The sequence below is a fragment of the Nitrospirillum viridazoti CBAmc genome (genome assembly GCF_000730165.1).
Taxonomy (GTDB): Bacteria; Pseudomonadota; Alphaproteobacteria; order Azospirillales; family Azospirillaceae; genus Nitrospirillum; species Nitrospirillum viridazoti.
This window is the reverse complement of record NZ_CP022111.1, coordinates 963537-976786: the sequence shown is the minus strand read 5'-3', so window position 1 is coordinate 976786 and position 13250 is coordinate 963537. Positions and strand designations below refer to the sequence as shown.

The window sequence follows — 13250 nt, the reverse complement described above, 5'->3', positions numbered from 1 at the left end:
ATGCGCGTGTTCAACGAGATCGCGGTGGTCACCACCATCTGCATCAAAAGCATTCCGCAACGCTTCTGGGCCTCCTTCTCCACGGTGGTGGCGGTGGGGCTGGTGGTGACCGTGCTCCTGGCCTTCCTGGCCATGGCGGCGGGCTTCCAGCAGACCCTGCGCGGCACGGGCACCAAGGACATGGCCATCCTGATGCGGGCGGGGTCGCAGGCGGAACTGAACAGCGGCGTCACCCGCGATCAGGCGCGCCTGATCGAGGAGGCGCCGGGCGTCATGAAGGACGCGGACGGCAAGCCCCTGGTGTCGCCCGAGCTCTACGTCATCGTCGATGGCGTCAAGAAGACGGCCGTGCCGGCCGACGGCAACCTGAAGAAGGCCCCCCGCTCCAACCTCACCCTGCGGGGCCTGGGGCCCGCCGGCATCGCCGTGCGGCCCGGCCTGAAGATCGTGGAGGGCCGCGCGTTCAAGCCCGGCACCAATGAGCTGATGGTGGGCCGGGCCCTGCAGAAGGATTTCGCGGGCGTGGACGTGGGGGATACCGTCAAGCTGGGTAACAGCAATTGGCTGGTGGTCGGCGCCTTTGAATTGGGCGGCAGCGTCTTTGAATCCGAACTGTGGGCCGACACGCCCGAGGTGCAGGACCTGTTCCACCGCCAGAACGTCTTCCAGTCCATCCGTGCCCGCCTGACGGGCCCCGACGCCCTGAAGGCCTTGTCGGACTATGCCGCCAACGACCCGCAGCTGAAGCTGGACGTGACGACGGAGGCCGACTATTACGCGCAGCAGGCCAGCCGCACCTCCGACCTGATCCAGAAGCTGGGCTGGCCGCTGGCCATTGCCATGGCGTTCGGCGCCCTGGCCGGCGCCCTGAACACCATGTACAGCTCGGTGGCGGCCCGCGCGCAGGAAATCGCCACCCTGCGCTGCATCGGCTTCAGCGGCACCTCCTCCTTCATCGGGACGCTGCTGGAAAGCTTGGTGCTGGCGCTGGTGGGTGGGTTCGTCGGCACGCTGGTCACCTGGGTGCTGTTCGACGGGCTGACAGGCTCCACCCTGTCGGGCGCCAGCTTTTCCCAGATCGTCTTCACCTTCCACCTGACACCGGCGGTGGCCCTGCAGGGCGTCATCCTGGCCCTGGTGGTGGGCCTGGTGGGCGGCGTGTTCCCCGCCTGGCGCGCGGCGCGCATTCCCATCGTGGAGGCCTACGGCACGCCTTGAGCCACCGCCCAATCCCCGGGCACGAGCTTCAAAATATCTTTACCTTTTTACCTTAAACACGTCTCTCGAGGACGGCGGCGGCTGCCCCCAATTCCTGGCCCACCCCTTGCAACACTAGCAGGTGCAGGGCCCGGGAATGGGCGCAGGCCGGCATTTGTTGCCGGGTTGCTGGTCCCAAATGAGTATGGGATACTTGCAAGTCGGCATTATTGGCATACGCCTCGTGCGTGCGACCCCGCTTAGGGTAGCCACAAAGAGGTAGCCGATGATGTGGAACCGCCCGCTGGGCGGTCGGGAATGAGAGGGCCCGGTAGGCGTTCCCTAGAGGATGGGACCCTTCCGGTAAAGGTAGAGGGCGGCATCGGCACCGTCCCGTCCGTCGTTGACCAGCCTGCGGGAAAACAATCCTGGGCCGGCGCGCCGGACGGTGTCGCGGACCCGCCACCCGGAAACGAGTTAGCCAGGGATCACGTGATCTGATGAAGCCTTCGGCCGGATATACCAACCGTCCCGCGTCGGACAATCCCCGCGACATCGAAGCCTGGGGCCTGACGGAAGCTGCGCGTCGGCTGATGCTGGCGGCGCAGACGCCCGAGAATCCCGAACCCCTGCGCCAGGCGTTGTCGCTGAACCAGCGCCTGTGGACCATCTTCCAATCCTCGATGGCGGAGCCCGACTGCCCCCTGCCCAAGGATTTGCGCGAGAAGATCCTGGTGTTGTCCCTGATCGTCGACCGCCAGACCTTTGAACGGCTGGGCGACCTGGACGTCACCAAGCTGCACTCGCTGATCGACATCAATCGCAACATCGCCGCCGGTCTGTCGCAGCGTCCCGCCGACGCGGCCGCACCTGCCCCCGCACCCGCCGGAATGGCCCCGCGGGCGCCCATGATGGCCCCGCCGGCCGCCGGCCCTGGGGCGCAGCGTCCCGGCATGGCGCCGGGCGTGGCGGCAGGTGGTGTGGGCAAGTTCAACATATCGATTTAAACGGTCGGCGGCGCCAAAGCGGGCGCGAAAAATGAGACGTCGCGAAGGTTATCGCGGTAAATATCTTGCATTTTATGCTTTCATTCCGCAGACTAATGCAAGGTAGTCAGGACCACTCTCTCCCGCGTGGATGCGGGAACCGGCAATAGGGATCGTTCCCGTGAGCAACGTCGCAACAACCGCAACCTCGGCCGGCGCCAGCTCGAACGCCTCGGTGTTCGCGCAGCTGGCGCAAATCCAGTCGCAGTTGGCGGCCCAGAACGATGCCATCGCCGCCCAGGGCTCGGCCCAAACGTCCAATGCCATCGGCACCCCGCAGGACTTCACCAAGTCCGTGTCGAAGTCGCAATACAACACCGTCGCCTCGGCCACCGACATCGGCACGGTGATCAAGGGCCAGACGCGCGTGAACGCCTTCGGCAGCCTTGCCGCCGGGGACCAGGCCGATTACCTCAGCTTCAAGCTCTCCCGCAAAGGCGCCATCAACCTCGGGCAACTGAACCTGGATCAGACACGGGTTCAGGTCATGACCAAGACCGGCGTGGTCATGGCGGATAGCGACAGCAAATCCGGCAAGGCGTATGACGCCTACAACGCCATGGTCAACGGGCAGCAGTCCCTGGACTCTGGCACCTATGTGCTGAAGATATCGCGCGCCACGGGCGTCAAGCTGACCGAGAAGGTGAACTACGGTGTCCAGGTCGCTGCGGGCGACTATTCCAAGGACTACACCACGACGATCAAGGCCGCGTCCTCCACCGCGGCGATCTCCTCCAGCGCCGCCGCGATCTCTGGCGCACTGAGCGACCAGATCACCACCATGAAGAATTGGACCATCGGCCAAACGGGCACGCAGAAGCTGATGGGCAGCATGATGGATCTGTTTGCCTGAACAGGCCTTTCCGCCTGCAGGAACGCCAAGAAGCCGGCCATCACCGATGGCCGGCTTTTTAATTTGGAATTCCTGGCAAAGGTGTGATGATAAACACACCCTAAGGGTTGCAATCGGCACACCCTGGGCAAGGATTTCATCATAGCGGCGGGAGGTTGGTATGAAGACAATGACCGGCGTGCTGGCGGTGACCTTTATCATTTTGGCGGGCGCCGCCTCCGCCGCGGCGACCACGGGTGCCGCCACTCCCTACTGGAGCCCCGGTGGGGGCCTCGCCGCCGTCAACCCGGTTTTCAGTTATGACGCCTCCACGCCTTACGGTCATCCGCCAATCGTGGAGCCCAAGGGCATGACCGCCGCGACCAAGGCGCGCCTGACCAATGTGGCTCAGCGGGTGGACAGCCTGATCGATCAGCACAAGTGCGCCGACGCTGCCACGCTGGCCAAGAATGAGGGCGGTGCCGTCATGGCGGACATGGCGACCAAGATCTGTGCCCTGCGGTACAGCGACGCCAAATAAGACCGTTCTTTTCCGACGTTCGGCCAGCGACACCCGTCGCTGGCCATTCGCGTTTCAGGCGATCAGCGCCAGGGGCTGGGCGGCGGCGGCCTGGGCGGCCTGCACAATGCTGGCATCCAGCGCCCCCTGGCTTTTCCGGTAGGCGGCGGCCCCCTGCCGAATGGTGACGCCGCCGGTTCCCACCCGACCTGCCTCCACACCGGCTGTACCGCCGGAATCCGAAGCGCCACCGCTGCCAGTCGTGTCGCCATTGGCCGTCCCGCTACTGGACGTGCCGCCATCGGCTTGCGTTTTCTGCTTAGCCTCTTCCCCTTGGGCGGCGACAATGCCGGCCTGGGCCTGGGCAGCCACGGCGCGATCCTGACCGGAGGGATCAGCCGGCGCCAAGGCGGCGCGGCGCACCGTTTCCAGCTTGGTGATGGTGGCCTGGGGGTCGCCCTGGATCGAGCCGATGTCGATGGCGACCTCACCTGCCGTGGCGTAGTGCTGCCCATCGGGGCCGGTGGTGAAGGTGAAGGATTCCGACCCCGCGTAGGGCCCGCCCGCCGCCTTGTGCGCCGCCTCATGCGCCCGCACCGCCCGGTCCACGGTCTTGAGCTTGTCAACCTGCTGCTGCTGGGCATCGCTCAGCTTGGTGCCATCGCTGGCCGTGCCGTTGCCAGCCGCCTGGGCGCCGCCGGACTGCTTGGCCTGAGCCTGGCCCCGGACACTGTAAGGGTTGGGCGCCTGCCCAGATGGGCTTGCGGCGGTCACAGCCGCCCCTTGCCCCACCGCGGCGACGGCAGGGGTTGGGCCCGTCAGGGCGCGTGCCCAGACGGGCGACGCGGAAATGCCACCAAGGGCGGACATGCCGAAGCGGTCGCATTATTCTTAATAATGCAAATACTTCAGCACCAACCGTCCGCCGGCGCAAGACAAAGCCGCCCGCATCCTGCCGAGGACGCGGGACGGCTCTACCTAACCACCTGATGCGTCTGCCCTTCGGGCCCCGGACAGCGGCAATCTGCCACGCCGGGACCGTCAGGACGCTACGCCTTACCGCTTCAGGTTGATGGTGTCCTGCAGCAGGTCGTCGGCGGTGGTGATGACCTTGGTGTTGGCGGTGTAGGACCGCTGCGCCACGATCAGCTGGGTGAATTCCGACGCGATGTCGACGTTGGAGCCTTCCAGGCTGCTGGAGGCGATGTCGCCGGCGCCGTTCACGCCCGTGTCGTTGAAGCGGGCCTTGCCGCTGTCCACGGTCTCGGTGAAGACGTTGCCGGTGGAGCGCGACAGGGCGTCCGGGTTGTTGAACAGCACGATCGGAACCTTGGCGATGGTCCGCTGGCGGCCGTTGTCGTAGTTGGCCAGCACGGTGCCGTCGGCGTTGATCTGCACGTCCTTGAAGGTGCCGGCCGGGCTGCCGTCCTGCACCTTGGAGGTGACGTTGATGTTGGTGCCGTCGAACTGGGTCAGACCGGAGGACTGGCCGAAGTTGCCCAGGTTCAACACGATGTGCTGCAGGCCGTAGCCGAAGTCGAAGTCGAAGCCCACCTGGGCTGCGGCGTTGGCGCTCTGGTCGGCGCTGACGGTGGCGTTGCCGGTACCAATGGACGAGGTGTCCATGTGGCTCAGCGTGCCCGCCTGCGCTGTGGTGCCATCGGACAAGGTGCCGCCGAAGGTCAGGTTGATGTGACCCGGCGTCTTACCGACCACCACGCCCGGCGTGGAGGCGCTGGAACCGCCCGGGATGCTGGTGTAGAAGGCGGCGGCGTCGGTGTTGCCGGTCAGGGTGATGGTGCCGCCGGACGAGGTTGCCTGCACCGGGATGCCGGAGATGGCGTTGATCTTGGCCGCGATCTTGCCGCTGATGTCGGCCAGGCTGGTCTCGGTGCCGTCGGTCGTATAGGTGATGGCCTGGGAGAAGCTGGGCGGCAGGTTCTGGGTGGTGGACAGCGTGGCGTCGTTGGCCTTGGTCTGCAGTGTCAGGACACCGCCCGCCGACGACTGCACCGTGAAGGGTGAGTTGGTGTCGGCCGTGACCCGGGACGCCAGGTCGGTGATCACCGACTGCACATCCGGATAGTTGGCGATGTTGGAATTGGTCATCTGGATGTTGTAGGTCGAAGACCCCAGCGAGACGCTGTACAACTGGCCCACCTGCGGCGCCGTGGTGGCGCCATAGGGCGTTGCGAAGTCGTAGGTGTAGGTGGTGGGCGCGCCGGCATTCAGCTGTTCGACCGGCAGCACCGACTTGGCCTGCGGCGACTGGACGGTGAAGCTGTAGCTGGTGCCCACGTCACCGGGCTGCCCGGTGATGCTGATCTTCTCCACCTCTTTCGACCCGGTGGTGTTGCCGACGTAAGTCGACTGCGTCGCCGTGTTGGTCAGGCCGGCGGAGTCCACGGCGGAGGAGCTCTGGGTGAAGGTGACGCCGTTGCCACCCTTCACGGTCACCGTACCGTTGGACGGCGTGGCGGTGAGGCCCGTGGTGCCGGTGTCGACATTGATCAGCGACGCCAGTTTCTGCACCACGCCGTTGATGTTCGACAGGGAGCCGAGGTTCTGCGGCGTCACCGTGACCGAGTAGGTCGTGCCGTTGACGTTCATGCTGTAAACGTCATCGATGTTGATGGTGTTGCCGACAAAGGTCGAGGTGTGGATTTCCGGCGTCGTCGCGGTGGCGGTCTGCACCAACGTATCGGTCGAAGTGTGCGTGGTGATGGCACCGGCGTTCACGCTCTGGTCCAGCGTGAATGGCGTGCCGGGCGTCTTGGCTGCCAAGCGCAAGGCGCCCGTCGACGTGACCGTGGCCAGCACGCCGGAGGAGGTATCGGCGCCGTTGATCTTGTCGGCCAGGGCCTGGGCGATGTCCTTCATGCCGCTGAATTGCGCGGCGTTGGCCGTGGTGATGTTCTGGCTGTACGTGGTGCCGTTGACCACCACGGAATAGCTGTCGCCGACGTTGAAGCCGTAGGCCGGCGCCACCGCCGCCGTGGCGAAGGTCACGTCGTCGACCTGGGCGCGGTCGTTCTTGCCGGTCAGCAGGCTGCTTTCGGTGATAGCGGCGGGGAAGCCGGTGTTCAGCAGCGATTGGATGGGTTGCGACCCCTGGCTGCCGTCGGCGGTGACGCCCAGCTGCCAAGTGCCGTCGGTATTGCCCTGACGCCAGGACAGGTTCAGGTTGTGGGCCGTGCCTGCGCTGTCGTAGACCTGGATCTGGGTGGGCGTGATGCCGCCCGACGGGTCGGTCGGCAGGTTCGCCTTCAGGTCGATTTCCTTGGTCGGCACCGGGCTGTCGATGTCCGACTGCACCTGCACCGGCGTGGCGGAGGTGGCGTATAGGCCCGTGGTGCTGTCGTAGGAGAAGCCGTTCAGCGCGAAACCGGAATTGTTGACCAGGGTGCGGCTGGAGTTCAGCGAGAAGCTGCCGTCACGGGTGTAGAAGCGCTCGGTCGACGCGGTGGTCGTGCCGTTCACCGTCGTCAGCTTGCTGACGCTGAAGAAGCCGTTGCCGCGGATGGCGATATTGGTCGGCGTGTCCGAGGTCGAGATGGTGCCCGACACGTTGTTGACGTAGTTGGGCGAGGCCTGGACACCGCCCGCCTGGTACTGCGTGTTGCTGGCCGAGATAACCAGGGATTCGAACGATGTGTCGATGCGCTTGAAGCCCGTCGTCTGGGCGTTCGCGATGTTGTCGGAGATGTTGCTGAGCGCGGTGGACTGCGCCTGCAAACCGGAAATGCCGACGGACATCGAGCCGAAAATGCTCATGGTGCTGGCTCCCAGGAAGAGCGGTTGCGTATCTGGATCTCAAGGAAAGCAAGATAGATGCCAGTTTGCGAAGATTGGCGTGGCACCCACCATTTCCCCCGGCAGGGGGCGCTTCTCCCTGGGGAGTGCTCAATAGATTATTGTTATTATTGGATATTCTTGAAAAATGGGCCCCACCACCGCCATCACGTCGCGCGTCGCACCGCCTGGCAGGATGTGCCGCGGCAGCGGAGCACCGGGCCGTTTTTTCCTACCGGCTACCCCAACCCGGCCGTTTCTTCCCGGTAGGCGTCGCTTCGGTTCCGGGCCGGTAAACCGCAGCCCAAAAGCAAGGAAGGCCGGGCTGGTCTTCCCCCTTTTGGGGAGACCGGCCCGGCCTTTTCCTGGTCCGTTCCTGCGGGTCCCTTTTGGACCCTGACGCGTCGGAGAACGTCTGTCGGATCAGGCGCCCTGCTTCACCGAAAACTCACCGGAGCGCACGCTCTCAGCCAGGATTTCCAGGTATTCGGCGGTGGTGGTCTTACCGTACTTGGCCAGGATGCCGTAGATGGAGGCCATCACGGACATGGTGCCGATGGTGTCGTAGGGCACGCCCTCGCTGGCGGCGTTCACCCAATAGGCGTTGAACTGGTCGAACAGGCGGGCGCGCTGGGCCTCGTCGTTCACCGGAGCGGCGGCGACGGTGGCGACGGCGAAGGCTTCTGCAGGCGTATAGGCGTTCATGGCAAGGTCTCCTCAGCTCAGGAAGTTGACAAGGGAAAGGGAAGCGATTTTGCCGGCAACCGTGTAGGCGCCCTGCTGTTGGTTCAAAGCCGCTTGCAATTGTGCGGCCACAGTCGTCGGATCGACGTTCTGGATGTTGGCGATCTGGTTCTGGATATCGTCCATGGCGTTCTTGTGGTTGGTCGCCGCCGTGCCCAGGACGCTCTGCGCGTTCACCGTGCTGGCGTCCAGCTGGCGGATCTGCCCCTGGGCCTGCACGATGGTGGAACGCGCGGTGCTCATCATCGCCGTGTAACTGCCCGGGTTGCTGACCGCGGACAGCATCTGCTTGATGCCGATGATCAGGTTCTGGATGGCGGGGTCGTTGGAACTGACGCCGTAGGTCGCGGTGGTGCTGTCGTCCACGTTCAGCGTGCTGCTGGCGAAGGCGGCCGTGCTCTGCGCGCCGCTGGTGTACTGCGTGTCGTAGACCGCCAGGCTGGGCGGGCTGGTGATGGTGGTGCTGAACGAGCTGGCATCCTGGAAGGGGTCCAGCGTGTTGGTGGTGAAGCTGTTCTGGTTGGTATTGTTCTGCACCGTCGCCGTGGTGGCGAAGCGCTGCGTCCCGGTGCCGGTCAGCGTCAGCTGCGCGCCCAGCGGCGGATTGGCCGTGACCACCGCATCGGCCGAGCGCTGCGGGTCGGTGTTGATCACGCCGGCCAGCTTGTTGGCCACGTAGTTCATGGGGCCGTTCGGGTCGGCCTTGGCCGCAGCGATGTCGCCCGCCGTCATGACGTAGCTGTATGTCGTCGGCCCGCTCACCTTGTCGTATGAGATGTTGTTGGCCGGATTGGCATCGTCGCTTGTGACGTTGACGGTATTGCGATTGCCCATGGTGATGGTGAACACGTCACCGACGTCCACGCTGGCGCCGCTCAGGTTCACCTGGTCGATCTGCTGCTGACCCGTGACCGGGGGTACGGCGGTGGGATCGGCCGCGATGGCCGGCTGGGTCATGAACTGGGCGTAGATGGCGTCCTGTCCGTCGTTCGTCGCCGGCGTATAGGCCGCGGCCGGTGTGGCGGCACCACTCTCGGTATTGTTGTAGCCGGGCTGGCTGTAGACGTTGGACTGGGCGGTGAAGGTGTAGCCCGCGTCCATGCCGGTCAGCGTCATCACGTTGCCGGACACCGAAGCGACCACCGGCGGGTTCGGCTTCTGGCCGTTGAGGATGGCCGTCTGGTTGGGCCCGTTGACCTGCGACGCCAGGCCGTTGAGGATGTCGGACGGGCTGGTCTCGCTGCCCGTGGTGGTATAGGTGTAGCGCTTATCGCCCACATACATCTCGTACGTGTCGCCCGCCACGCCCAACGTACCCTTGAAGGTCATCTTGGTGACCTGCTTGGTCGCCGACAAGTCACCCACGGGCTGCGTGTCGTACCGGCTGCCGGCGAAGATGTAGCGGTCACCGGCCTTGGTGTTCAGCAGGCTGGACAGTTGGGTCAGGGCGCCCTGCAACAGCGCCTTGGGCGCCGACAGGTCGGGATACCCTACGCTGAACGTGGCGCTGCCCGTGCCCTTCAGCTGGTTGATGTCCAGCGCAATGGTGGACCCGTCACCCGGCCCGCCCGTCATTTCGAAGGTCTGCTGGCCGTCATCGGGCGGGATGGTGGTGAGGTTCAGCGTCTTGGTCGACACGCCGCCCATACCGTCGCTGACGGTCACGTCATAGCTGCCGATCTTCCCGGAATTGGAGGGAACGGCGCTGACCGTATAGGTGGCGGCGGCGTTGAACACGGACTTGGTCGTGTCCACCGACAGGCCCAGGTTGCCACTGTTGGACGAGGTGACCGCCGAAATGGTGGGATTGCCGGCGCCAGCCGGGATGTTGGCCGAGCTCAACAGATTGGAGACGATTTTCTGCATCGACGACAGCGCCGTCTCCGTCGCGTTCACCTGGGTCGTGGCTGCGGTGATGGCGCTGGAATAGCCGGTGCGCTGGGCGTACTGGGCCTTCAGGGCCAGCAGCTGGTTGGCCTGGGTGCCGTAGGCGGACAGGTCCTGCGACTTGATGCCGGTGTTGAACTGCTGCTGCAGCTCGGCCAGCGACGTCGAGTTCCCATTGATGCCGTTCAGCATCGACAGGTAGCTGCCGTAGGTGCTTACACGGGAGATGGTCATGTCACGGCCTGCGTCAGGGTGTCGAACATCTGCCCGATGACCGAGATCACGCGAGCGGTGGCCGAATAGTTGCGCTGGAGTACCTGCAGGTTCGCGACCTCCTCATCCATGTTGACGCCCGTCGAGCTGGCGTAGCGCGTCTGCAGGCTGGTCATGAAGGATGAGGTGGTGGTGGCCTGGGTGTTGACGTTGGACTGGATGGTGGACCAGTTGCTGGACACCTGGTCGGCCATGCCGCCGTAGCTGACGTTGGTGAGGGTCAGGCCATCGGCCGTCATGGTGCGGCCGGTCGCGGTCATGGCGCTGACCATGGCGTTCACGGCCGACTGCTTGATGGTCTTGGTGCCGTTCAGCAGGTCCTTGTTCACCGCCAGGGTACCGGCGTCGCTGCCCGAGAACAGGCCGCTGGCCAGTTCGCCGTCGTTGGTGGGGCTGGCCTTGTTGTAGGCGTCGGTGATGCTGGTGGGCTGGCCCGCCTGCGTCGTGCCGGTCAGGGCACCGGCCACGGCGTCCAGCTGCGACTTCAGCTTGCGGAAGACTTCGGTTGTGGCGTCGCCGCTGGCCGGGGCTGGCGAGCTGTCGGCCACCATGTCCAGCAGGCCGCCCAGCTTGCCGCCGCTGATGGCGGCGGTGATGTCGGCGCCGCCGGCGCCTGAGATCACTTTGCCGTCATAGCTCAGCTGGGTGGCGGTGCCGTCCACCAGCGTGGAGCCCGTGGGCGTGAAGACGGCGATGGAGCCGTCGTCGCGCTGCGTGGTGCGGATGTTGATCATCGAGGACAGGTCGCGCAACGTGGCGTCGCGCTGGTCCTCGAAATCGGCGGTCGGCTGGTTGGCGGCCTTCAGCTGGGAGATGGTGGCGTTCAACTGGTCGATCTGGGTCAGATCGGTGTTGATCGACTTCACCGTCTGGGTGATGTCCCCCTTGGCCTGGACCACCATCTGGTCCACCCCCGCCGACAGGGTGTGGATGGTCTGCACCAGGGCCTGGGCCTTCTGCACCACCTGGTTCTGTGCCACGGCATTCTCAGGCGTAGCCGACAGATCCTGCAGGGCGGAGGTGAAATCCTGGAACGCCTGGGTCAGCTTGGGCGTAGCGCTGTCACTGGAATTGGTGGAACTGGTGGTGCCCAGCATGCCGCCGATCTGGCTCATGTACTGGGACAGCACCTGCTGCATCCCGTTCTCCGACGTCGTCCCCTGAAGCTGAGCCTGCAGGGCCACGTCCACCGATCGCGAATACTGCGAGATGGTGACGCCGCTCAACGGATCGGTCGTTTGCGAAACGGTATGTTTCGTACGATCCGGGCTGTTGGCGTTGTTCATGTTGTCTGAAACGACCTGGATGCCGGCCTGAATGACATTCAGGCTGTTGGCGGCCGAATTCAGCGCGCTGAACAAACTCATGGGACCGGGCCTCGGTGGCGGGGACTTCCGCGCAGGGGACCGACCCCCATGGCCGATCCGTCCCCCACTACGCAAACCCCGGGCCACTTGGTCCGGCAAATTAGGGCGTTGGAATTATTCGTATTTTTGCAAACTGCCGGAAAAGGCAAGGGCGGCAAAATCTGCCGCCCCACCTCTATTCCCGAGTCCCGCTAGGCAGGGATGACCGGGCTAGCGGACACCTTTGCCCGGATCCAAAACATCCATGGGATCCAAGACCTTATTGCCCTGCCGTACTTCAAAGTGCAGCTGCGGGCTGGTGACGTTGCCGGTGGCGCCCACGGTACCGATGCGCTGCCCGCGCGCCACCTTGGCGTTGGCTTCCACCATGATCTGGTCCAGTTGGGCGTAAGCCGTCACCATGCCGTCGGCGTGCTGGATCAGCACCAGGTTGCCGAAGCCGCGCAACTGGTTGCCGGCATACTTCACCACGCCGGCGTCGGCGGCCACCACCGGTGTGCCCGTGGGGGCGGCAATGTTGATGCCGTCGTTGTACTGGCCGCCGGGCTTGGCCCCGTGGGTGGAGATCACCTGCCCCGTCACCGGCCACAGGAAGCGCGCGCCGCCCTTCGGGGCGGGGGCTGGAGCTTCAGGCGCCGGCGTGGCGGGCATGGCGGACGGCGGCGGTACCGAGGGGCCGGCGGCGACCACGGCCGGCGGAGTGGCAGAGCCGGGGGTACGCGTGGTTGGCGCTGAGGAAATGGCGGGGGCGGCGGAGGACGGCGCACTGGTGGGCTCGGACGAGGAGCCTGGCGTCACGGGGGCCCAGCGCGCGGCGGGCGCGGCCGTGGCGCCCGGCGGGATGGCGGCGCCGGTGGTGCCCGTGGGCAGCGGGGCCGCCGCCGGGGCCGAGGCCGACGGGGCCGCCAGTTCCTGGCTTTCCACCGTGCGGCGCGGGGCCACCGTGACGGGCGGCGGGGCGGCCGATACCTGCGGTGCGGGGGCGACCGAGACGGGCGCGCGGCCGGCGCTGGTAACGCCCGGCCGCGGCGCGGCCGCCGGCGGGGGCGCCTCCGCGACCGTGGGTGCGCCGCCCGGCGGCGTCCAGGCCGGGGCTGGACCGGCATGCGGCAGGTTCAGGGTCTGGCCCACGCGCAGCAGGTAGGGCGGCGCCAAGCTGTTCAGGCGCGCCAGTTCGCTGCTGTCGACGTTGAAGGTCCGGGCGATGCCGTACAGGGTGTCGCCCGGCTTGATGACGTAGGTGTGCGGCGTGGGCACCACCAGGCGCTGCCCGGCCGTGACCGTGTAGGGCGGCTGCAGGCGATTCTCGTCGATCAAGTCGCGCAGCGGAATGTTGTAACGCTTGGCCACGTCATAGATCGTCTCCCCCTTCGATACGAAGATGACGTTGGCCGGCGTGGGCGGTGGCGTGACCACCGGCGCCGGCGGCTCCGACCGGGTGGCGCAGGCCGACAGGCCGAATGCCAGGACGCCCGCCAGGGCCCCCTGCATCAGCAGCCGGGACAAGCCGCTCGTGGAATCGAGGGTCATGGTCGGAAGGGCGGCGGCACCGGTCATCCGGTGGAAAGTCTTCAAGGCCATCGCGCTTTGTC

10 protein-coding genes are annotated in these 13250 nt (G+C 65.7%); 4 read left to right on the top strand and 6 right to left on the bottom strand.

The window, feature by feature from the left end:
• From Y958_RS17650 to Y958_RS17635, 4 genes are all read left to right on the top strand, one after another.
• The gene (locus Y958_RS17650; protein WP_088873286.1) at positions 1–1218 is read left to right on the top strand and encodes an ABC transporter permease; all 1218 of its coding nucleotides are present in this window, start codon (positions 1–3) and stop codon (positions 1216–1218) included.
• Between the two features lie 479 nt (positions 1219–1697).
• Positions 1698–2204 carry a flagellar biosynthesis regulator FlaF gene (gene flaF, locus Y958_RS17645; protein WP_088873285.1) on the top strand — a complete coding sequence of 169 codons (507 nt, stop codon included), beginning with the start codon at positions 1698–1700 and terminating at the stop codon, positions 2202–2204.
• A gap of 160 nt (positions 2205–2364) precedes the next feature.
• Positions 2365–3096: a hypothetical protein gene (locus Y958_RS17640; RefSeq protein WP_145727840.1), complete on the top strand. Its 732-nt coding sequence runs from the start codon at positions 2365–2367 to the stop codon at positions 3094–3096.
• A 160-nt stretch (positions 3097–3256) separates the two neighbouring features.
• The gene (locus Y958_RS17635) at positions 3257–3616 is read left to right on the top strand and encodes a hypothetical protein (RefSeq protein ID WP_145727841.1); all 360 of its coding nucleotides are present in this window, start codon (positions 3257–3259) and stop codon (positions 3614–3616) included.
• A 54-nt stretch (positions 3617–3670) separates the two neighbouring features.
• On the opposite strand, the gene Y958_RS17630 is transcribed toward Y958_RS17635, so the two are convergent.
• The 6 genes from Y958_RS17630 to Y958_RS17605 form a co-directional block, all read right to left on the bottom strand.
• Positions 3671–4369 carry a putative metalloprotease CJM1_0395 family protein gene (locus Y958_RS17630; protein WP_244909570.1) on the bottom strand — a complete coding sequence of 233 codons (699 nt, stop codon included), beginning with the start codon at positions 4367–4369 and terminating at the stop codon, positions 3671–3673.
• A 282-nt stretch (positions 4370–4651) separates the two neighbouring features.
• Positions 4652–7369, bottom strand: a complete 2718-nt coding sequence (locus Y958_RS17625; RefSeq protein WP_088873281.1) for a flagellar hook-basal body complex protein — start codon at positions 7367–7369, stop codon at positions 4652–4654.
• A gap of 441 nt (positions 7370–7810) precedes the next feature.
• Entirely contained in the window at positions 7811–8092 is a 282-nt protein-coding gene (locus Y958_RS17620; RefSeq protein WP_088873280.1) for a hypothetical protein, read from the bottom strand.
• Between the two features lie 12 nt (positions 8093–8104).
• A complete protein-coding gene (locus Y958_RS17615; protein ID WP_088873279.1) occupies positions 8105–10252 on the bottom strand; it encodes a hypothetical protein in 2148 nt (715 codons plus the stop codon).
• Positions 10249–11658: a flagellar hook-associated protein FlgK gene (gene flgK, locus Y958_RS17610; RefSeq protein WP_088873278.1), complete on the bottom strand. Its 1410-nt coding sequence runs from the start codon at positions 11656–11658 to the stop codon at positions 10249–10251. The genes Y958_RS17615 and flgK overlap by 4 nt, the downstream gene beginning before the upstream one ends.
• A 210-nt stretch (positions 11659–11868) precedes the next feature.
• Positions 11869–13239 carry a LysM peptidoglycan-binding domain-containing M23 family metallopeptidase gene (locus Y958_RS17605; protein ID WP_244909569.1) on the bottom strand — a complete coding sequence of 457 codons (1371 nt, stop codon included), beginning with the start codon at positions 13237–13239 and terminating at the stop codon, positions 11869–11871.
• Positions 13240–13250: the final 11 nt, after the last annotated feature.